The organism is Paenibacillus sp. FSL F4-0100, assembly GCF_037993005.1.
Classification (GTDB): Bacteria; Bacillota; Bacilli; order Paenibacillales; family Paenibacillaceae; genus Paenibacillus_AQ.
Genome location: NZ_CP150303.1, coordinates 1,014,403 through 1,035,708, shown reverse-complemented (window position 1 = coordinate 1,035,708; position 21,306 = coordinate 1,014,403). Strand labels below are relative to the sequence as shown.

The 21,306-nt window shown below is 51.5% G+C and carries 17 protein-coding genes; 3 read left to right on the top strand and 14 right to left on the bottom strand.

Annotated features, from left to right (window positions below; all coding sequences use genetic code 11):
• Nucleotides 1-225 precede the first annotated feature (225 nt).
• A complete protein-coding gene (locus tag MHH48_RS04590; RefSeq protein WP_076325882.1) occupies nt 226-825 on the top strand; it encodes an RNA polymerase sigma factor in 600 nt (199 codons plus the stop codon).
• Nucleotides 776-1,753, top strand: a complete 978-nt coding sequence (locus tag MHH48_RS04585) for a DUF4367 domain-containing protein (protein WP_076325883.1) — start codon at nt 776-778, stop codon at nt 1,751-1,753. The genes MHH48_RS04590 and MHH48_RS04585 overlap by 50 nt, the downstream gene beginning before the upstream one ends.
• A 295-nt stretch (nt 1,754-2,048) precedes the next feature.
• On the opposite strand, the gene MHH48_RS04580 is transcribed toward MHH48_RS04585, so the two are convergent.
• The 14 genes from MHH48_RS04580 to MHH48_RS04515 all read right to left on the bottom strand — a co-directional run bounded on the left by MHH48_RS04580 (nt 2,049) and on the right by MHH48_RS04515 (nt 18,109).
• Entirely contained in the window at nt 2,049-3,497 is a 1,449-nt protein-coding gene (locus tag MHH48_RS04580; RefSeq protein ID WP_076325884.1) for an extracellular solute-binding protein, read from the bottom strand.
• 133 nt (nt 3,498-3,630) lie between these two features.
• Nucleotides 3,631-4,497, bottom strand: a complete 867-nt coding sequence (locus MHH48_RS04575) for a carbohydrate ABC transporter permease (RefSeq protein ID WP_076325885.1) — start codon at nt 4,495-4,497, stop codon at nt 3,631-3,633.
• 1 nt (nt 4,498) lies between these two features.
• Nucleotides 4,499-5,434 carry a sugar ABC transporter permease gene (locus tag MHH48_RS04570; RefSeq protein ID WP_076325886.1) on the bottom strand — a complete coding sequence of 312 codons (936 nt, stop codon included), beginning with the start codon at nt 5,432-5,434 and terminating at the stop codon, nt 4,499-4,501.
• Nucleotides 5,435-5,530: 96 nt separating this feature from the next.
• The gene (locus MHH48_RS04565; protein WP_076325887.1) at nt 5,531-6,850 is read right to left on the bottom strand and encodes a response regulator; all 1,320 of its coding nucleotides are present in this window, start codon (nt 6,848-6,850) and stop codon (nt 5,531-5,533) included.
• The gene (locus MHH48_RS04560) at nt 6,850-8,682 is read right to left on the bottom strand and encodes a histidine kinase (RefSeq protein ID WP_076325888.1); all 1,833 of its coding nucleotides are present in this window, start codon (nt 8,680-8,682) and stop codon (nt 6,850-6,852) included. Before MHH48_RS04560 ends, MHH48_RS04565 begins: the two co-directional genes overlap by 1 nt.
• Nucleotides 8,683-8,984: 302 nt before the next feature.
• Nucleotides 8,985-10,850 carry an SLC13 family permease gene (locus MHH48_RS04555; RefSeq protein ID WP_083659826.1) on the bottom strand — a complete coding sequence of 622 codons (1,866 nt, stop codon included), beginning with the start codon at nt 10,848-10,850 and terminating at the stop codon, nt 8,985-8,987.
• Nucleotides 10,851-11,222: 372 nt separating this feature from the next.
• The gene (locus MHH48_RS04550; protein WP_076325889.1) at nt 11,223-12,485 is read right to left on the bottom strand and encodes a GDSL-type esterase/lipase family protein; all 1,263 of its coding nucleotides are present in this window, start codon (nt 12,483-12,485) and stop codon (nt 11,223-11,225) included.
• Nucleotides 12,486-12,559: 74 nt separating this feature from the next.
• Nucleotides 12,560-12,895, bottom strand: coding sequence for a hypothetical protein (locus MHH48_RS04545; RefSeq protein WP_076325890.1), 336 nt, complete (start codon nt 12,893-12,895; stop codon nt 12,560-12,562).
• Nucleotides 12,896-13,075: 180 nt separating this feature from the next.
• Nucleotides 13,076-13,342, bottom strand: a complete 267-nt coding sequence (locus MHH48_RS04540) for a hypothetical protein (protein ID WP_076325891.1) — start codon at nt 13,340-13,342, stop codon at nt 13,076-13,078.
• Nucleotides 13,343-13,405: 63 nt separating this feature from the next.
• The gene (locus MHH48_RS04535; RefSeq protein WP_076325892.1) at nt 13,406-14,278 is read right to left on the bottom strand and encodes an inositol monophosphatase family protein; all 873 of its coding nucleotides are present in this window, start codon (nt 14,276-14,278) and stop codon (nt 13,406-13,408) included.
• Nucleotides 14,279-14,532: 254 nt separating this feature from the next.
• Nucleotides 14,533-15,534: a UV DNA damage repair endonuclease UvsE gene (gene uvsE, locus MHH48_RS04530; RefSeq protein ID WP_076325893.1), complete on the bottom strand. Its 1,002-nt coding sequence runs from the start codon at nt 15,532-15,534 to the stop codon at nt 14,533-14,535.
• The gene (locus MHH48_RS04525; RefSeq protein ID WP_076325894.1) at nt 15,531-15,848 is read right to left on the bottom strand and encodes a hypothetical protein; all 318 of its coding nucleotides are present in this window, start codon (nt 15,846-15,848) and stop codon (nt 15,531-15,533) included. Before MHH48_RS04525 ends, uvsE begins: the two co-directional genes overlap by 4 nt.
• A 98-nt stretch (nt 15,849-15,946) precedes the next feature.
• On the bottom strand, nt 15,947-17,041 hold the full coding sequence (locus MHH48_RS04520; protein WP_076325895.1) for a D-alanine--D-alanine ligase: 1,095 nt from the start codon (nt 17,039-17,041) through the stop codon (nt 15,947-15,949).
• 45 nt (nt 17,042-17,086) lie between these two features.
• Nucleotides 17,087-18,109 (bottom strand): amidase domain-containing protein, encoded by a 1,023-nt coding sequence (locus tag MHH48_RS04515; RefSeq protein WP_076325896.1) that lies wholly within the window; start codon nt 18,107-18,109, stop codon nt 17,087-17,089.
• A 314-nt stretch (nt 18,110-18,423) separates the two neighbouring features.
• Here MHH48_RS04515 and acnA point away from each other — a divergent pair, with 314 nt between their 5' ends.
• Nucleotides 18,424-21,141 (top strand): aconitate hydratase AcnA, encoded by a 2,718-nt coding sequence (gene acnA, locus MHH48_RS04510; RefSeq protein ID WP_076325897.1) that lies wholly within the window; start codon nt 18,424-18,426, stop codon nt 21,139-21,141.
• Nucleotides 21,142-21,306: the final 165 nt, after the last annotated feature.

Sequence of the window (21,306 nt, the reverse complement as noted above, 5' to 3'; positions counted from 1 at the left end):
CCAAATCAACTCCCAATTGCAAGGAAATGAATCAGCAAAGAGAGACCCCGCTCCGGCGTCTCTCTTTTTTGCGATGCAGAATTCTCTCCAGTCCCATCCGGGAGCGCTCCCTTACTCCAACCCGATTTTCGAAATTCGCTCTCCTGCAACCAAGATTAATTGAATCCATTTGTCACATTTGTGCTCTGCCCAAGCGTAATACAAATTGTAAAGGGGTGAAACCACTTGGATGAACCAGCATTCCATCAGATCGTTGCTGATGTTTTGAAGGGAGAGATCGACAAATATGAGCTGATCATGAACCGTTGCCACAAAGCCATCTTCAACTATTGCTATCACATGCTTGGCGACTATGCCGAAGCCGAAGATTGCACCCAGGAAGCTTTTTTGAAAGCTTATCGCAATCTATCTAAATTCGAATCGGACAAGCCCTTCGAAGCCTGGCTGTACCGCATCGCCTCCAACCAGTGCATCGACTACCTCCGCAAGCGAAAGCTATCCCGATACCTCCCCTTTCTGTATCAGAAGGATCAGGATAACAGGCATGTCGATCAGGTCATCGAGCACAAATACTACAATCCGTCCGTGCTCCGGGCGCTAGCCAAACTGACCGCCGAGGAACGGAGCCTGCTCATCCTGCGCTGCGTTGAGGACAAGAGCTATCATGAGATCAGCCTTATTTTGCAAAAAAACACGACCTATCTTAGGAAAAAATTTCAGCGGGCCGCAGCCAAGTTCCGCAAACATTATGCCATGGCCGAGGGGGAAGAAACGAATGAGCATGGACAACGACCAGGACCTGAAACCACTCTTTCAAAGGGTTGAGCCGCTCGGGACGGCCCTCCCGGAACGCGTCATGAACCAAATTCGGGAAAAACATCTTAAAAGGGAGCGATTTTTCGTGAAAAACAAAGTAAGCATTCTCTTAATTACCGGCATGCTGCTTACCGCATCGACCGGTTTTGCAGCAGTAAAGTACCACTCTTTAACCAACGGCCAGGGAGAGGTTGTCTATGAGGAGAAATCGAAGGCAGAGTCGCCTTCGCCTAAAGACTATTCAAAAGAGGAACTGAACCGCATACATCTGATGAACACCATCTGGGACGAACAGATCAAGCCGGGCGAAGCCGCCATCATTTATGTCGTACCGGATAATCCGAAGCATGCCATCGATATCAAATCCACTCCACATGCCGTCAAGGATTTCGCCACGCTGCAAAGCATGGTGAACGTGCCCGGTTTGCCGCTGGCCAAGGAGCTGTCGGGTTCGGGCACATACACGTTCAATAACGCCAGCGTGCACATGGAGCGCGAGACTGACGTGAACCCGCTGACCGAGCAGGAAAAAGCCAACATCGCCAAAAAGCTGCTTGAGAAAGCCAAAGCATCCGGGAAGGACTACGCCCTGATGCCGGTGAAGTTCACCGATAATTTCTGGCTTTCAACGGTATATTATACCAGCGACAACAAGGAAGTCTCCCTTACCATCCTGAATAACGGGGACCACGGAAGCGTGACCTCCTACTGGGACGACAATAGTGACATGATCAACCGGAAGATCAAGATCAATGGGCAGGACGTTCTGCAAAAAACGTGGAACGGCGGAAGCTCGGCGCAGTTGGACTGGGCCTATGAAGAACCAACGACCGGGCACCACTACATGCTTAGGCTTAGCTCTGCCCAGGGAGAGATCGCTGCCGAAGAGCTGATCCGCATCGCCAATACGATCATTCCGAAGCCTGATTCCAAGTAAGCAGCGTTATGTCTCTTGGCTTAAAAACATCATAATCGCCAATCATTATACCAATTATGGCTCTTTTCTCGTAAAAACGCAGTAAAAATGATAGATAATACAGAAAAAGTCGCCTGTGGCGGTCTCGGGACCCGGACACAAATCTGGCGGCCATGCTTGGGAAGGGCTGACCTTTCGCCCGGCTTTTAGCAGCTATTGCCAAGGATATGAAAAAGCAAAGAGAGACGCTGTTTCCGGCGTCTCTCTTTTTTGTGCTGCAGAGTTCTCCCCAATCCCATCCGGGACAGCCGCACCCTTACTTCTGTTCGATCTTATCGAAAAAATTCTCCTGAACCAGCTTGGCTGTTTCGTCCAGCTGTTTCTTGGAATCCGTGCCTTCCTTCGAGAACGATTCCTGCACGACATTGGACATCGCCGCATAATAATCCTGCGTTCCGAATTGCGCTTCCGGTTTGCCTTCCAACAGGCTGAAGAGCTGCGGATCATATTTGTAGACATTGTCGTACTTATCGTAGATGGCCTTCACCTTCGCGGCATACTCGGAATCATCGCTGAAATATTCAAGCGGCGTCGGTACAAAGTATTTGCCTTCGGCTTTGCGGGCATTAATCGTATCTTCCACCGATTTCAGCGCATCATCCGTAAAATAATCAAACGTGATATAGCGGAATGCCATTTCCTGTTCTTCCTTCGTGGCATTCGGGTTGATGACCAAATAATTTCCGCCCAAAATGCCATGATGCGCTCCGCCTTTCTCCATCGCAGGCATCGGATATGCAAGCACATCCTCAGGCTTCATGCCGCCCTCGTTCAATGCCGGCTGGATCACGTCAAATGCGCCAGCAATAACCATTGCCGTACGTCCCTGCTGGAACGAGCTGACGGCATCGCCCCAACCGAGGGCCCAATCCTGCGGAATAGCATTCGCTTCCCATCTCAGCTTCTTATAGAAGTCCAGTGCCTTCACGCCGGCTTCCGAGTTAAACACCGCTTTCACTTTGCCGTCCTCGTTCACTTCGATATCCCCGCCGGCTTCGAACAGGAAGTTGGTCCAGTTCCAGCCCGCTTCATTGCCTTTACCCATCGGCGCGATTCCGGATATACCGGCCTTCGGGTCCGCAGCGCCTTTAGCCGTGTTGTACATGTCGTCCCATGTCCAATCCATCGGCGGGACGGGCACGCCCTTCGCGTCCAGCAGCTTCTTGTTCACGATCGTTGACGTGATATAACCGTTCTGTGTAACGCCGTACACCTTGCCGTCCACAATGAATTGATCCTGCAGCACGGGATTCATGTCATCCTTGTACTCCCAGTCGTTCCAAAACTCCGTAATGTCGGCCACCCAGCCCCGCTCCACGAGCAGCTGTGCTTCAGTAGCCCAAGTGTTATAAAACGTCGGTGCTTCGTTCGAAGCCATCTTGACCCCAATTTCGTTGACGCTGTACTGCCAGTCGTCCTTCACGATGGTCACGTTCGGATATTTCGCCTGGAAACGGGCGATTTTATCATCCTCCTGCTGACGCAGCGTTGTGTCATCCGGCAGCGGATAGTGGATCTTGATCGTTATCTTTTGATCCGCGATATCCTCTTTCGGTTCCTCTGTCTGCGTTGTAGTCGTTCCGCCCGATTTGGCGGTCCCTCCGTCTTTATTGCCGGCCTCCGGTGCTGCTTTGCCGCCGCCGCATGCTGCGAGCAAGGAGCTGAACAGCATAAGGCAGATCAGTAGTGCTGAGAACTTGCGCATGGATACTCCCCTTTTCCTTATTGAAATGATAATGTCCGTTTCTATCTCCATCATAAAATTGAAACCTGGAAAGGACGATGTGCATTCATATGACGATCATGTGCAGGGCTACGATGGTGTGGTATACGCTGCCCTACCCTTTGACGGCCGAGAGACTGACGCTGCGCATAATGAATTTCTGGAACACCAGAAATACAAAGATCGGCGGCACCATGACCATGAACAGAATCGCGAATTTTATGCTGCTGTCCAGGCTCCTAGCGTTAATGACATACTTGTAGATGGCCGTAGCCAGCGTGTACTTGTCCTGCGTCTGCATGACAAGCGACGGCCAGAACCAGTCATTCCATGCCGTGGAGAAGATAAAGATCGCTAGCGTTGCGAAGATCGGGACGGACAGCGGAACGGCAATCCGCAGAAAGCTGCTCAATTCCGAAGCGCCGTCGATGCGCGCCGCCTCGAAGATCTCCGGATGTATGCCATCGAAGAAGTTTTTGATCAGCAGGAAGAAGTAAGCATTGGCTCCGGCCGGCAGCCAGAAGGCCCAGTAGGAATTCAACAGCCCAAGCTCCTTCAAATTAACGAAGTTCGGAATCATGTAACTCGACGCCGGAATAAACAAGGTCATGAGAATGAAGAAATAGATGACGCGGTGATAGGGAACTCGGATACGGGAAATGCTGAAGGCCGCCAAGCCCAGTACCAGAATCGTCACCAGCAGATTGCCGCCAAAAATAAGCAGCGTATTCTTCAGAAACATCGGCAGATCGATGTATTCCCACCCCTTTGGGACGTTATCCCAATGCCATTCCGAAGGGAAAAAGCGTGGCGGAAACGTGTTGATCTCCTGATTGCTCTTCAGCCCGTTGAACATCGTCATGCCGATCGGGTACAGCATCGTAAAGACCATCACCGCGATGCACAGCACCATAAACCCGTATACCGCCTTGTTCCACGGTTTTCTCAAATCCGATGCGGACAGTATGCCTCTCTCTTTCATCCTAGTACTCCTCCCTGTTCATCTTGAATTGCAGGATGCCCAGCAAACTCAGCACCAGAAACATCAAAATGCCCATGGCGGTTCCTGCCCCGTAATCCAGCTGGTTAAACGCGTACTTTACGGTTAGAAGCGCATAGGTGAGCGTGGCCTTGTTCGGTCCGCCATCCAGCATCGCAAGCTGCGACTGATACGCCTGCGAAGTGCCGATCAGCTGCAGAATCAGCATGAGCATAATCAAATTGCGCATCGAGGGGAGCGTAATGTATTTAATCCGGGCCCATACGCCCGCACCGTCGATTTCGGCAGCTTCATACCAATCCTTCGGTATGCTGAGCACGCCGGCCAGATAGATCAGCATCGCCGAGCCGAATTGCTGCCACGTCTCCATAACGACAAGCGACACCATGGAGAACCGGCTATCCGATATAAACGATACCGGTTCTGCCCCGAAGAAGCCGAACAGGGCGTTGATCGGGCCTACCGGATCATACATCCACCTCCACATGCCGTAGAGCACGACGCCGGGTACGACAAACGGGAGATACGCTGCAATCCGGGCGAAGCCCTGGAACAGCTTCAGCTCCGAGATGGCAATGGAGGCCGCGATGGGTACCCAGAAGCCGATGACCAGCGTTAACAGCATGAAATATAAAGTATTTCGAACGGATAGCAGCAGATCCGGATTGCTCAGCACCTTGGCATAGTTATCGAACCCGACGAAGGTGTTTCCTTTTACGAAATCGATATGAAAAAAGCTGTAAAAAATCCCTTTAAAGATCGGCACCCACAAAAAGACGATAAAGATCGCAATCGCCGGAACGAGGAACAAATACCCCCATATGTACTTCTTCCACAGCGGCTTGCGCTTGTGCTCCTGTCGGGTGCGATGACCGGGCTCTATCCGAGCCTGGCCTTGCGGCATGGCCGTTTCTTCCATCTGACTCCCTCATTCCTTTATTAAATGTCCAGCTTTAATTGTAAAAAGGAAGGGAGTCTTACAACATGTCTAAAACTATGTGAAGTATAACCGTTCTTACTTCTTTAACTCGCTGGGGCTGACACCATAATATTTTTTGAAGATTTTGCTAAAATGCTCCGGGGATTCATAGCCGACTCGCTCGGCGATTTCGTAACGGCGAAGATCCGTGCTCAGGATCAGAGACCTGCTCTCCTCCATCCGCAGCTTCACGACATACTCCCACAGGCTGCTGCCGGTATATTTTTTGAACAGATAACTCAAATAGTTCGGACTCACATGATTGTTCTTGGCTACCTCATGAATCGTCAATCCCTTTTGGCGATAATGCTCCTCGATATACTGCCTCGTATTCTCGACGATCCGGTTGCTCTGGCTCGAGAGCACCTCTTGCGACGTCTCCTGGGCATAGTTGTGCCAATTGAAATCCCCGTAATAAAACACGTAGAAATCATGCAGCTGCTCGCTCCACAGCATCGCTTTGTCCGCCTGACGGCTGAGTACACTCAAAAATTCAGGCCCTCTCAGTATTTGACTGATCCCCACGGTACAGCTACGTTTCAGGTACAGCTCCACATGGTGGTGCAGGCTCCGGCCAATCATCTCCAGATGGTGGATCTTGCTGCCCGCATTCTCCTCCATCTCCTGCTCGCTCCATTGAAGGATGATGTTGATGTCTCGCTCCGGCGAGTAGAACACGAAGGTGTGCGGCTCCTGCTCCAGCAGCTCCTTGGCGATATTCAGCGCAGCATATTGAATCAGATTCATATCTTGCCTGGAAAAAGAAGCGCTGCTGTCTTCCGTTAGGCCAAGCTTCATCTTGATGACCGCAAAATAAGGACCAATTAAGCCCAGTTCCGATTCGTCTAGACCGGCCAGTTGCAGCTGATCCGACTCTGTGGAGAGCCGCTGGTTCAGCCGCTCTATTCGTTCGGACGGAGGCTCCTCCATCCGAAAATGCTCGTTATCGACCATGAGAAACGACTCCACCTGAGGCGCTGGTCGGTCCATCTTGAGCAGCACGCTGCGGACCGAATCCAAAAACTGCTCACTGTTCAGTGGTTTGATCAAATAATCCTTGGCTCCGAGCTGAAGCGCCCGCTGCGCATATTGAAATGTTTCATGGGCTGAAATAATGATTGTCTGAACCCACGGCTTCACGATCTTCGCCTGCTGCATCAGCTCGATGCCGTTCATCTCGCCCATCTGGATATCGGTGACCAGCAGATCGATATCCCCCATTCGTATGTAATCCAGCGCTTCTTGCCCGCTGTAAGCCGTGGTAATCCCATCGATGGCAAGGCCCGAGGACGTTAACAGCCCGGCTAAGCCCTTGCAGATCAAAGGTTCGTCATCTACCACCAAAATGTTATACATCAGGAGACCTCCTGTCCGGTTGTGGTAATGGTTGCAACTTCTGTTCGGGGAATCGTAATCGTCACACGGGTTCCCCCTTCTTCTCTTGGTTCATATTCCAGCCCATAGCAGTTTCCAAAATGCAGCCGGATCCGCTCCTGGATATTGCGAATGCCGTAGCCCGATGAAGGGTCCTGCACTTCATTATGGAGCAGTCTATGAATAGACTCGTAGTTTACGGGACGGAAGCCGTTATCTTCGATGACAATCCGGAAGCATTTATCCTCCAGATGTCCTGAAATCCGAATGATTCCGTCCTCGCCCATATTTTTAATGCCATGAATAATCGCGTTTTCCAGCAGCGGCTGCAGCGTAATCTTCGGCACATGGTTCACCAGCAAGGACTCGGGAACTTCCCAGCGGACAGTAAACTGATAGTCGTAACGGTTCAGCTGGAGATTAATATAAGCTCCCGCATGCTCGAGCTCTTCCCCAAGCGTGATGAGATCCCGCCCCCTGCTGAGACTGATCTTCATTAATTTGGACAAATCCTTGATCATCTCCGCGGACTCGGTATTGCCCTCCATCGTGCTCTTCCAATAAATGCTTTCCAAGGTGTTGTACAGCAAATGGGGGTTAATCTGCTGATAAAGCAGCTGCAGCTGTGCTTCCTTCTGCTTCAGATCCATACGGTATTTGTAGTGGATCAGATCATTCAATCGGCGGGCCATATCATAAATCGTGGAGATGAGGACACTGACTTCATCTTTTCTGCGCCTATAGGGGGTTTCCGGCACAACGTTCCCCGGTTCGTACCTTCTCACGAAATGCGCCAGCTTTTGAAGCGGCGTCATCAGTGACTGCCAGAAGTAGAAAACGATAATGAGGCCCACGGCAAAGTAAGCGATGGAGATGACCTGAATGACGCGCTTCATCTCGCTTTGCTGGGCGAGCAGCGTTTTGACAGGCACCTTGTAAACCAGCTTCTGCTGGAGCACGTAGTTATAATCGATGACATAGATAAAATCCGACGTGATCACGTCCATGACGCCGATGGCGGAATGGCCCGGATCCGCTTCAGGGGGCAATTCCAGCTTGCCCGCCATGCCCTGTACTGACGAGGTCAGGATATTATCGTTCCAATCCGTAAAATACAGTTCCCCATCCGGTATCGATACCGTCGATAACGACTCGCCGATCCGCGCGTCCAAATTCGTGACCACCAGAACGCCGATGGTCCCGCCCCGATAGATATTGTTAACGGCCCGCACATAGCTTAAAGTCTCTTGATCCTGGCGTCCTTGCACCGGCGGCGACAAATTGGCCATGCGCTTCAGATACCCGTTCCCCTTCATCGCCACGGCTTCATCGAACCAGGCGGGCTTCTCCTTCTCGTCGGAGAAAAAATATACCCCTGCTTTTCTGCGGTCAGGGTAATACGGGGCAAAGAAGTAGCTGTTATCCGGGTCGTACACATAAAGCGAATAATAGACCGGTTCACGCTCATCCGTCTCTTGGGAGAAGGAAATCAGCATCTTTTCGAGCCGCTCATAGTTTTTGACGAGTTCCAGTACAGTAACCTCGGCAAAGGGATCCAGCTGCTGGATCTGCGAGTTTTGGATGACCGTGGAGGTCACTTTGTTAACGGTTTCAATATCACGGTTGATCAGCTTGAAGTTCTGCTTGTTCAGTTCGATATATGCATTAGTCACATGACGCTTCAGGATTTGACCGGCCATGGAATTCCCGTAGGCATTTAGCGCAAACAACGGGATGACCAGCACCAGAAACAGCAGAATCATCTGCTGTTTGATATTCATGCGGCCCAGCGGATTTTTGAAGCGGTTCTTCATCGGTACTTGCACCTCCGGCTTTCTCAAGCATAGCAACAATCCAGCAGCACCAGCGTAGTCATTTCTACGGAAATGATGCGTAATTTTACGATGAGGCAGGAAGTTACAAATTCAACTATTAGCCTCGGGACAGGCGATTTCCTTCTTACTAAGGCTGGCCTGCCAATTGTTAACGGACTTACCATGAGCAAATTTGCCTGATAGGTAAGTACACTCCAATATGCATTATAGCCAAATAGAATAACACCCCCATGCTAGATCCTAACGGACCCAACATAGAGGTGTTCATATGCAAAATCCCTCTAGAACGGAAAGAACATCGGCAGTACCGCCATCATGACCAGGCCGATTACCAGTTGAAGCGGCAATCCAACCTTCACATAGTGACTGAATTTATAACGGCCTGCGGACATGACGAGTGCATTCGGCGGCGTAGAGAACGGAGAAGCAAAGCACATGCTTGCTCCAATGGAGACGGCGAACAGAAACGGATACGGGCTCGCCCCCATCTGAATGGCAGCCGATAGTGCAATCGGCGCAAATAATACGGCGCAGGCCGTATTGCTGATGAACATTGTCAACAGCGAGGTAGTGAAGTATACCCCTGCCAGCAGAGCAAGCGGGCCATAGCTGCCCAGTGAATGGACCAGCATATCCGAAATCAGCGTGGCAGCTCCCGTTTTCTCAATGGCAATGGACATCGGAATCATGCCGCCAATAAGCACAATGCTCTCCCAATTGACCGTCTTATAGGCCTCCTCCATGTTACGTACGCATCCAAACACAACCATCAATACCGCAGCAACCATCACGGAGGCGACCGCCGGAATCCATTCCGTCACCAGCAGGATCACCATCAAGAGCATGATCCCGGCCGCAATCGGCGCTTTATGGTCCATCGTCAATTTGCGCGACTCTTCCACTGGCTGCCCTACCACCACGACATCTGTTTGCTCGGCAGCCAGGAGGGCTATATCCTTCCAAGTGCCCTGAACGAGCAGGGCATCGCCAAAGCGCATTTTCTCTTCTTTCAGATGGTGCAGAAGATACTGTTCTTTTCGCTGGATGCCCAAAATGTTCACCCGATACTTCTCCCGGAAGCCCGAATGTTTAACGAGATGGCCAATCAGGCGCGAAGATGGAGTCAGCATCACCTCGGCAATGCCGACGTCACTCGTGGCGTACTGCGACTCTTCGGCACGTTTCCGAAGCTCTGGTGCACGCTGGTCCAGCATGATAAGCCCATACGTCTCCGCAAACTCTGCGGCCCGCTCGAACGGGCCGTTTACATACAGAATATCGTCTTCCTCAATCACAGTCTCAGGACCTGCGATCTCCTGGTTGATCGTCTTGAAGAATTGATTCTTGGCCGACATTTTACGGCGGATTTCAATGACGTTCACTTCGAACTTCGCCGGAATGTCCAGCTCTCGCAATGTTTTCGATCGAATGGAGGAATCCGCTCCAACCTGAATGCGATATAGGTTCTGGGTCAGCCGATACTGTTTGGCCAGTTCTCGAAGCGAGCGCCCGCTCTGTTTACCAGCTCCCCCTTCTTCATTGCTGGGAAGAAAACGGCGAAGAAACAGTATCGCGATGATCCCCGTTGCCAAACACACAAGTCCGATTGGCAAAAAAGCAAAGAACGACAGCCGTTCGTATCCTGCGTTGATCAATGTCTCCTGAATCACGAGATTCGGCGGTGTACCAATTAACGTAAGCATGCCGCCCAGGCTGCTTGCAAAAGCAAGGGGCATCAGCAGCCGCCCCGGATTAATCTCGGCGCTGAACGCCAGACTGACAACGATGGGCAGCATCACCGCTACCGTGCCGGTATTGCTGACGAATCCGCCAATGAGCGACGTCACCAACATGATCATAATCAAGAGCCGGGTCTCGCTTCCGCCGCCAAGCTTCAGCAGCTTACCGCTGGCCATCTTGGCTAATCCGGTCTGAAAAATTCCGCCGCCCACAACAAACAAACCGATCATCATAATGACAACCGAATTGGAAAAGCCTGAAAGGGCTTCAGACGGACTTAAAATGTCCGTTAACATAAGTACCATCAACACGCCGATCGCGACCAAATCCGACCGCACTTTTCCCGACATGAACAATACGGATGCCACGGCCAAAACAGACAACGTAACGATCATCGGTCCATTCATTCCTTGATCCCCCTATAATGCCATATCTATGTTTCTTCCAAGATTCGACATTCGATAAGCCTTTCCCTGCCGCTTTCACGCATCCCGCTTTCCATCATGTCAGAACTGGGTTCAATTTCTGATCTGATGTCAAACCACGCATGAAAGGAAATGATGTCGTATTGTACCATCTGCTTGGAGTTACTCATGTTAGAAATATCACACCGCTGTGCAAAAACATCTCTAATCTATATCCCAAGCATGTTCTCTATCGCGCCGTTAACAAACGGGGGAGATCAAATGGATTTCTCTCATTGGCCATCACCACAATCGGTAATCACAACAAAAAAAGCTGCATCGACTCCTTCCAGCCGGTGCAGCTTGTTTATGGGATTACAAGTTAATGAATGCGGTACGCAATTTGGTGCTGTATTGAACATCAAAACCAAGACCGGATGCAATCACCGCGAGCGGAACGTAAGTTTTATCTTCTTTCCCAACCTTTTGCAGGAAAGCCGGCGTATCGATCGGTACAGCTGTTCCGTTAACTTGAACGGTTTTGGCACCGATCTTCACCACCACCGTCTGATCTCCGAACGTAATCGTTGCACTGGACGTTTTATTTTCCCATGTGGTCGTCGCTCCCACTGCATTTACGATATCCTGTATCGCGACGTAATTCAGGTTATCGCGTAGGATCGGCTTATATGGCGTGTTCAGCTCCTGCCCCTTCACGATGATGCGCATCGGCTGCCCCTGTTCCTGAACAGGGGGATTCTTGTAGCTGCCCCAGATCGTCTCTGCGAACACGCCGGCCATGGTCTCGTATCCATATTGGTTCGGATGAATATCGTCTTTCAGGATATGGGTCATCGTCAGCTCGGAGCCCACGAATTTCTTCGCAACATGGGCTACCTTGATGTTTACGCCCTGAGTTGCAAAACTGTCAGCTACGCCTTCCACCAGCTTCGTGAACTCTCCAGATGCTGCAAGCAATTTGACGTATGCGACCTCGTCAGCGACTTTGGGCACCGGATTGTACTGATCCGCCACCACGATAGAGGCATCAGGATTGATGGCATGCAAGTTGGTAATGACGGATGAGACATTATCCGTATAGGTCTTGAACAGTTCCTGCATCTTTGCTTTCAGCTCTTCGTCGCTTAATGTTTCCACGGTACTGACTAGACTCATCATGTCATTGCCGCCGATGGTAATGGTAATCAGATCCGCATTGGCGATGATCGGCTTGGCTTTCGCTGCGTCAGCGCCCATCTGCTTGGTGCGCGGATCAATGCCGCTGAGCCCTGGCTGCAGCTCCTCTGCCGTAATCGCGCGTTCATCCAAGACGGCCTTGACGTAATGGTTCAGCCCATCGGTTTTCAAGCCGCCGATCCCCAGATTCGTTACCTCTGTCCGGCCATGGAACAATCCCTGCTCATACAGCCGGTCAACAAAACCGTAAGGCTTGCTGTTCAGATCCATTCCCGGCTCATACCCAACGGTCAGCGAGTCCCCCAGCGCTACAATATGATATGTATCCTTGGATGTAACCTCATCGGCATAAGCCGGCGCAACGCCCGGTCCAACCAGTGCCACCGCGAGCGTCAAGGTGCCGGTTACTGCCGCCAGCCCCTTCTTCCATTGTTTGAACATGCCTTCACTCCCTTAACGTCAATTATCTTGATACAGCCTTATTTTACCACCGGCAACCTGCGAATGGTACCGAATCAACCAAGACGATAAGGTTTCATGAGAAGGTAAGTGAACAAATAGCCGAGGGATGTAACTCCAAACCAAGCAAATATCCCAGGGGTGGCGGCGAAATACAAGCTTGGCAGTATCGACCATCCAAAGGCAACCAGCATCAGCAATCGGTATGAATACATCACCGCGAGCATCGCCAAGCCGGCTGGAAGAAAAAGCATAACGAACGTGGTCAAGGCTGGTTTCCAGCTGATCTCAACGGAATATGGGTTGAAGAAGATCAGGATGCACCACAGCATCATGGAAGCTATCCCTGATGCGCCTCCTAGAACATGATAAATTTGAAGCCGAGCTCGCACCGCGCACTCCCCCTATGGACAAGGTCAAACCTCGTGACTCCAACTTGAGCCATCTTGAGAAAGTTTACCTTGGCTAGTGATCATAAAAAAATGGACAGCTCGCTCTATGCTGTCCATTCCTGATTCGGGCCTTTAATAATTGGAGATGCTTCTGCTTCGTAAACATCCCTTAAAGCGCTATCAAGCTTCTTCACCTGAATCCTCAGGCTTATCCTTCTTAACTGTCTTATCCATATACTTGTCATAGCGATCATCCACTTCCTTCGCCATGCTGCGGTATTTCTGCGTCTCTTCCACGATGGGATCGAGCTGCGTCTGAATCCGGATCTCGTATTTCGGAGAGAGAAGCCTGCGCTCCTCCTTCTCCCGATCCTTCTTCTCCATCTCACCATCCGTTAACATCTCGCTGAGCTGGCGCTCCAAATCCTGATCCGACTTCTCATTCATCGTAAGCACACTCCTTTATCAAGCGGTTGTAAATGACCTGCATTCCTCTGTTGTCCCGGGTCGTTAGCGAACCAAAGCTTCGCCCGCGTCTTTTAGTGTATCCAGAAAACGCTGATGAATCAGCCCATTGGTTGCCGCCAAATGACGCACCGACAGATCGTATGACTTTCCTTCCGTATCGGTTACTTTACCGCCGGACTCCTGAACCAATAGTGCGCCTGCGGCAACGTCCCAAGCGCTCAAACCGTGCTCCCAGTATCCGCTAAGCCGGCCGGCAGCCACATAAGCAAGATGAAGCGCAGCGGAGCCGCCGGCTCTTACATTGCGAACCATCGGCAGCAGCGCCTGCAGCTCAGCCATATTCAGCGGCAGGTTGACCGTGCTGTCCAGCGGGAAGCCCGTGGCCAGCAAGCTGTCCGACAATTGATCTTCCTTGGAAACGTAGGTAGGGTTGCCGTGAACGTAGGCTCCTTTTCCTTTTTCCGCAACAAACAACTCGTCCCGGGAAGGATCGTAAATAACGCCGACAATGACTTCACCATGATGAGCCAGTGCAATCGACACGGAGTAAAACGGAAATCCGTGAACATAGTTCGTCGTTCCGTCCACAGGGTCGATAATCCAGAGATACTCTTCGTCCTTGGCGTCCTCGAGCGCCTTCACATAGGCATCGGTGCCCGGGGCAACCCCTTCTTCTCCGAGAATCGCATGATCCGGAAAGTGCGTCAAGATCAGCTTGCGGATCATCTGCTCCGCGCCTTTGTCCACCTCGGTTACGATATCCTGTGCCGAAGACTTGGTGCTCAACTGCTTGACTGTACCGAGTTTGCTCTTAATCCACTCTCCCGCTTTGGCGGCGCAATTAATCGCAACGGCGGTGTAGCTCTTACTGCTGACAACATAAGGAATCTTTTCATTCTCGTTCAAAGCATTCACTCTACTTTCTATATCAATCTAGTGATTTTTGACAATCCCTACATCCTATTCAGTCATTGCTGTAATCGAGAGGGCAGCCACGCGAAAATTCCGCCTATTTCAATAAAAGTCCGTCCTATGCTGTGCACCTGAATGCTTGGCTGGAACGAACTTTTTATCCAATGTCATGTATTAAGGGGAATCTCTGTTTGGATACTTCCAACGTAACCCAAAATCCATCAACTTGCAAGTGTTAACAAGCTCATCTTATCGGGTTAAGGGTTCACTTGTATGGAGGCACCGTCGAGAATGGTTACGCCCTCTGCCGTATAATCTCCCAAATCCTTCATCAGATCAAACAAGGCGCCGTCCTTCATCTTCGCTTCAATCATAACGTCCACCTTCGGCGTAGCCCCCGCAATATTCCGTAAAAACGCCAGCAATGGCACAACATCCACCCCCTCCGCATGGCTTCGGATATCGGTAGGGCTCTTGGGACTGGATACGTGAATCTTGGGCGGCAGCGGGTGCGCCCGGTCCGAATCCGCCTGCGCTAGCGGCGTCTCCCAGGTGCGAAGAATATCCGGCCACAGTTCCCAAGGTGCCTCGCCATCGTTATTGACCCACTGATGATGGATATCCAGCACCATCGGCAGCCCCGTTTGCCGGCATACGGCCAGCGTTTCCTGCGCAGTAAAGGTTTTGTCGTCATTTTCAAGGGTCAGCCGTTCCTTGATATGCGGGTCAAGCCTATGAAAATGATCCACGAATCGGGCCGAGGCCGAAGGCTTGTCTCCATAAGCGCCGCCGATGTGAATGTTATTTTTCATGGAAGCAGGCAGCTCCATCGCCTGCAGCATATGGACGTGCGACTTCAGATCACGGATCGAGTTGACCAGCACCTCAGGACGCGGCGTGCTCAGCACCGTGAAATGATCCGGATGAAAAGATACCCGCATCCCGTGCTTTTTCACAAAATCCCCAATGGCCTGAAAGCCTTCTTGCAAAGCCGGGAACGGATCCCAATCCTGCATATCTTGATGTGTAGCCAGCGGAATCAGCTTGGACGAGAAGCGGTACACCTTGATATCGTGAGCCGCATTATGCTTTAGAAGCCGTAGGGTATTATGTAGATTCTCATTCGCGATCCGCTCCAGTTTGTGTATGCCGGCCTCACGGTCATTCAGCTTCATAAAGCTTTTCATGGTCATCGTCTTGGAAGGAGAAGCATTCTGCACAACCGTGGACATGGCTACATAACCGAAACGAACAATCATGCATGATCTCCAAAGAACATTTCGTGAGCGAGGGCTGTCTGTACGCGTGCCTCCTCTTCGGTCAATTTGCGGATCAGCTGCAACTCGACCGAAGTGACCTCGCGGCCCTGGAAGTTAATCTCCGATACGCATGCGGTGATCAGAACGATTGCCACCGCCTGGTTATCCGGCGTATAAGCAATGACCTTCTGTCCTGTCGGAAATACCCGAAGCCCATCCTTCAGCATTTTACCGCGGCCGTATTCCAGCAGCTCATAGAGCTCCTGCTCACTCTTAAACTTACAAACGGAATTGAACTCGGTTTGAAATCCCATATTACGTATCTTCCTTTCATCCCAAAATATTAGAGTCAAGGGGAGCCGTAATGAATAGCGCGGACTCCCCCTGGTGTTTCATATCCTATTGTGACGGCTTACGCCTGGTTCTCATAAATTAGGGATTGCTTGCGGTTGTACCGCTCAAGACCCAGCTCGATCATCCGGTCAAGCAGCTCGCGGTAGGACACGCCCGTTTCCCGCCACAGAAGCGGGTACATGCTGTACGGTGTAAAGCCCGGCATCGTGTTCACTTCATTGATCAGAATCGTGCCGTCCGAACGGCGGACAAAGAAGTCGGCCCGAGTAATGCCGCCGCCTTCAATCGCTTTGAACGCGGTAATGGCAAGATCACGCAGACGATCAGCCGTATCCGGCTCGATCTCGGCCGGGATTTGCATCTGTGACTGTCCATCCGTATATTTGGCCGCATAGTCATAGTATTCACTGGAAGAGACTATTTCACCCGGAACGGATGCCATCGGCTCATCATTGCCAAGCACGCTGACCTCCACTTCGCGGGCATCGACGAACTCTTCAACAATGATCTTGTCATCGAACCGGAGCGCGGATTCAATCGCCGCCTTAAGCTGCTCCCGGTTCTTTGCCTTGGATATCCCGACGCTTGAGCCTAGGTTAGCCGGCTTGACGAAGCTTGGGAATCCGAGTTTGTCCTCGATATCCTTCAGCACTTCATGCTGGCTCCGCTCCCACTGGGTTCGATTGAAATAACAATACTCGCATTGCGGTAATCCTGCTTGGGCGAAGAGTTTCTTCATCACGACTTTATCCATCCCCGCAGCCGACGCAAGCACACCGGTTCCCACATAAGGGATGTCCGCCATTTCGAACAGTCCCTGAATCGTTCCGTCCTCCCCGAACGTCCCGTGAAGAAGCGGGAACATAATATCCACCGCCTGAGTCTCTTGGCCATACAATCTGCTGAACACGGCGTTCAGCGCTGTTTGCGTGCCCTCCCCTTCAGCTAGCTTCAATTCCTCCAACTGGGCAAAAGGAGCCGACAGCTTGCTGCCGATTCTCCAGGTACCCTGCTTGGAAATATAAAACGGAACAATCTCATATTTATCATAATCAAAAGCGTTCATGACCGCGAATGCCGTGGATAGCGACACCTCATGCTCGCCGGATTTCCCCCCGTATATTAAACCAACCGTCAATTTATCCTGTCCCATGTTAACCTCTCTCTTGTCCGTATTGCAGCATGACATGCTGTCATCTTAAAAATAATCGGGAATATGGTAAAACCGGTATTCCGTGTTATCGTTCCAAGCGTAGGAATCCCGGTAGTCCCAATAGCGATGGCGGCTGGACACCGTATGTGCATTAACCAGCGGCATGCCGCCTGCGTCAAATGCCGTCACGATGGTGCTGTGCTGAAACGCACCGTCACCGTCCCAGTCGTACACGATGACATCCCCCAGCATCAGCTGTTCGGGACGCTCCACCCGCTCGGCCCGCAGCCCCGAGGTACTGGCGTTCAAATAATGCGCAAAGCTGTTCGATACCGCCCAGCTGTAACTCCACCATTCCCGCTTGTTTACGTACCCCTTGTACCACCATCCCGTTTCTCTTTTACCAGTATAGAGGATTGGGGCTTTGCCTGCAAAGAGGCACTGGGAGATATAATTCGTGCAATCCACGTCAAATTCCTCAAACTCCGGATTCCCGGAATCCCACCAACGATCGGCATAAGCAGCTGCGGCTTCACGCTCATACCGGCCGGACCGCGTGCTGCTGCCGGCGGCGTATACGCGGCCATTCATATAGGGGATGGACGGCTCTCTTCCAGCCCCATCCGCGCCTGCTGCCGGAACATCGGTTCTTTGCAGGGGATGGCGTTCATCCTGCAGACGTTCAATGCCAACGATCAACCAGGCATCCCCGTCTCGAATCAGCGTCAGCCGCTCCCTAAAAACCGTATCTTCCCGGTGCGTCATACCTCTTTTTTCATAATAAAATACGCTGTGAAGCCGCACGTCCGCGACCACATCATCATCCGTCTCCCTCATGATGCGCAGGAGGCGGGCACGGGTCTCGCTCTTAAGCGGCGTTGCCTCCCGCTGCGCATACCACGACTGCAGCCGAAACTGCCTTTCTCCTCTCTCTACCAGGAAATTCAGATCCGTTACAATCTGCTCTTTCAGGCCTGAAGAATAGTCCACGCGATTTTGGTTATATTGATTGACGTAAATATATAGAGCTTGCTTCCAAGGCTTCTCTGCTTGCTTCAGACTGTTCATCTACTCTCCTCCTCTAACCTTGCCTTTCACGCTGTTCCCTATCACAACTATATGAAGAAAATCTCCGGGCTATGAACTTCGGTCAAGAGAATACAGAAAGACCGGGATCACACGCGACTGTATCCGGGTTAAAAACGGGCTTGTTTTCACCTTTTTGAAATACTTTTCTTCTATAAAAAATGCTTTACGCAGCGAGTTGAAAACGGTATACTTAAAGTAGTTAATTTATGAAATTAGGTTTCACCTAGTGAAACCACAGAGGATTTAACTCACACTTTTATTCGATTTATGAAATGACTTAAGGAGGTTCATCAATGCCAGCAAAGGATCAATTCTCCATCTCACGCAACCTCGAGGTGGGTGGTAAAAGTTACCGTTATTTCAGCCTGCAGGCGCTCGAAGAGCAAGGATACGGCAATGTATCCAAGCTTCCTTTCTCCATTCGGGTATTGCTGGAAGCAGCCGTACGTCAGTTCGACGGACGCGCAATTACCGAAGATCACGTAAAACTCTTGTCCAAGTGGAATGAAGGACGCGACAACAACAAGGAAATCCCGTTCATTCCTGCCCGTATCGTGTTGCAGGACTTCACCGGCGTTCCGGTTGTCGTTGACCTTGCAGCTATGCGTGACACCGTTAAGAAATCCGGCGGCGACCCTAAACAGATCAACCCTCTCGTTCCGGTTGACCTCGTTATCGACCACTCCGTCATGGTTGACGCTTTTGGTACCGACCAAGCTCTTGAAACGAATATGAAGCTTGAATTTGAGCGTAACGAAGAGCGTTACCGCTTCCTTCGCTGGGCTCAAACGGCATTCAACAACTTCCGCGCAGTTCCTCCGGGAACGGGTATCGTTCACCAGGTTAACCTGGAATACCTTGCTTCCGTAGCAGCTACGAAGACGGTTGACGGCGAGACGCTTGTCTTCCCTGACTCCCTCGTAGGTACGGACTCCCATACAACCATGATCAACGGCCTTGGCGTTGTGGGCTGGGGCGTAGGCGGTATCGAGGCGGAAGCCGGTATGCTCGGCCAACCGCTGTATTTTGTAACACCTGAAGTTATCGGCTTCAAGCTGACAGGCAGCCTGGCGGAAGGCGCAACAGCGACCGACCTTGCCCTCACGGTAACCGAGCTTCTCCGTAAGAAAGGCGTTGTAGGCAAATTCGTAGAATTCTACGGACCGGGTCTTGCTAACATCAGCCTGGCTGACCGTGCAACGGTAGCCAACATGGCTCCAGAATACGGCGCTACCATCGGATTCTTCCCGGTTGATAGTGAAACCCTGGCTTATCTCCGCAATACGGGCCGCACCGACGAGCAGGTTGAACTCGTGGAGAGCTACTATAAAGCGCAAAACATGTTCCGTACGGCAGATACGCCGGACCCTGAGTTCTCCGATGTAATCGAATTGGATCTCGCTTCGGTTGTACCAAGCTTGGCTGGACCAAAGCGTCCGCAGGACCGTATCGAGCTGACCAACATGAAACAAAACTTTAACGATATCATTCGTACGCCAATCGACAAAGGCGGATACGGCCTCAGCGATGAGAAAATCGCGGAAACCGTTAAAGTCAATCATAAAGACGGCTCTACCAGTGAAATGGGAACGGGTGCGGTTGTTATCGCAGCCATCACCAGCTGTACGAATACGTCAAACCCAAGCGTTATGCTCGGCGCAGGTCTCCTGGCGAAGAAAGCTGTTGAACGCGGCCTGACAAAGCCCGGCTATGTGAAGAGCAGCTTGACTCCAGGTTCCCTTGTCGTAACCGACTACCTCGAGAAGTCCGGTCTCTTGCACTACCTTGAAGCTCTCGGCTTTTATGTTGCAGGCTATGGCTGCGCAACTTGTATCGGTAACTCCGGTCCTTTGCCGGATGAAGTGAGCGAAGCGATTACCGACAACGACATGACGGTAGCCGCCGTATTGTCGGGTAACCGTAACTTCGAAGGCCGCGTGCATGCTCAAGTCAAAGCCAACTACCTGGCTTCGCCGCCGCTGGTTGTGGCTTACGCCCTGGCAGGCACAGTGAACATCGACCTGCAGAACGAGCCGATCGGTTACGATCCGAACAATGAGCCTGTATATCTGAAAGACATCTGGCCAACGAGCGCGGAAATCCGCGAAGCGATCGGTCAAGCCGTTAGCCCTGACGCTTTCCGTGAAAAGTACGAGAATGTGTTCACCGCCAATGAGCGTTGGAACAAGATTCCTGTTCCTGAAGGCGAGCTGTACGAGTGGGACGATCAATCCACTTACATTCAGAACCCGCCATTCTTCGAAAGCCTCGGCAACGGCTTGAACGACATCCAGGACATCAAAGAAGCGCGCGTGCTTGCTCTCTTGGGCGATTCCGTTACAACGGACCATATCTCCCCAGCGGGTAACATTGCAACCAACAGCCCTGCCGGCAAATATCTGAGCGACCGCAACGTTGAACGCAAAGACTTCAACTCCTACGGCTCCCGCCGTGGTAACCACGAAGTCATGATGCGCGGTACCTTCGCTAACATCCGGATCCGTAACCAGGTAGCTCCAGGTACGGAAGGCGGCGTAACGACTTACCTGCCAACGGATGAAGTGATGTCCATCTATGATGCTTCGATGAATTATCAAGCAGGCGGACAGAACCTCGTCGTTATCGCAGGTAAAGAATACGGTACAGGAAGCTCCCGTGACTGGGCGGCAAAAGGTACCTATCTTCTCGGTGTCAAAGCTGTCCTGGCTGAAAGCTTCGAGCGTATTCACCGCTCCAACCTGGTGGGCATGGGCGTTCTTCCGCTCCAGTTCCAAGAAGGTCATGGCTGGAAGAGCCTTGGTCTGAACGGCCGCGAGACATTCGATATCCTGGGCCTCAGCAACGACGTGAAGCCAGGCCAGGAATTGACGGTTATCGCTACGCGCGAAGACGGAACCCAATTCGAGTTCCAAGCTATCGCCCGTCTCGACAGCATGGTGGACGTGGATTACTACCATAATGGAGGTATCCTCCAAACGGTACTGCGTCAAATGATCGCATCGAACCAATAAGGCATTCTTATAGGTGATTTGGCCTTAGTCAAAAATCCCCATCATCCGCGCATGGATGATGGGGATTTTGTTATTTTCCGGTACTTCTTTCCTGAATATTGGAAACTCCGTTTCGAATGATGCCATGGAGGTTAATGGGTAAAAAACATTCGCGGACATCCAGAC

Bases quoted from the DNA above. Each gene is read 5' to 3' on its own strand.
- MHH48_RS04540 (WP_076325891.1), bottom strand. From the start codon at position 13,342: ATGAATGAGAAGTCGGATCAGGATTTGGAGCGCCAGCTCAGCGAGATG.
- MHH48_RS04550 (WP_076325889.1), bottom strand. From the start codon at position 12,485: ATGTTCAAACAATGGAAGAAGGGGCTGGCGGCAGTAACCGGCACCTTG.
- MHH48_RS04570 (WP_076325886.1), bottom strand. From the start codon at position 5,434: ATGGAAGAAACGGCCATGCCGCAAGGCCAGGCTCGGATAGAGCCCGGT.
- MHH48_RS04560 (WP_076325888.1), bottom strand. From the start codon at position 8,682: ATGAAGAACCGCTTCAAAAATCCGCTGGGCCGCATGAATATCAAACAG.
- uvsE (WP_076325893.1), bottom strand. From the start codon at position 15,534: ATGATTGTTCGTTTCGGTTATGTAGCCATGTCCACGGTTGTGCAGAAT.
- MHH48_RS04575 (WP_076325885.1), bottom strand. From the start codon at position 4,497: ATGAAAGAGAGAGGCATACTGTCCGCATCGGATTTGAGAAAACCGTGG.
- MHH48_RS04555 (WP_083659826.1), bottom strand. From the start codon at position 10,850: ATGAATGGACCGATGATCGTTACGTTGTCTGTTTTGGCCGTGGCATCC.
- MHH48_RS04565 (WP_076325887.1), bottom strand. From the start codon at position 6,850: ATGTATAACATTTTGGTGGTAGATGACGAACCTTTGATCTGCAAGGGC.
- MHH48_RS04585 (WP_076325883.1), top strand. From the start codon at position 776: ATGAGCATGGACAACGACCAGGACCTGAAACCACTCTTTCAAAGGGTT.
- MHH48_RS04520 (WP_076325895.1), bottom strand. From the start codon at position 17,041: ATGGGACAGGATAAATTGACGGTTGGTTTAATATACGGGGGGAAATCC.
- acnA (WP_076325897.1), top strand. From the start codon at position 18,424: ATGCCAGCAAAGGATCAATTCTCCATCTCACGCAACCTCGAGGTGGGT.
- MHH48_RS04515 (WP_076325896.1), bottom strand. From the start codon at position 18,109: ATGAACAGTCTGAAGCAAGCAGAGAAGCCTTGGAAGCAAGCTCTATAT.
- MHH48_RS04525 (WP_076325894.1), bottom strand. From the start codon at position 15,848: ATGGGATTTCAAACCGAGTTCAATTCCGTTTGTAAGTTTAAGAGTGAG.
- MHH48_RS04580 (WP_076325884.1), bottom strand. From the start codon at position 3,497: ATGCGCAAGTTCTCAGCACTACTGATCTGCCTTATGCTGTTCAGCTCC.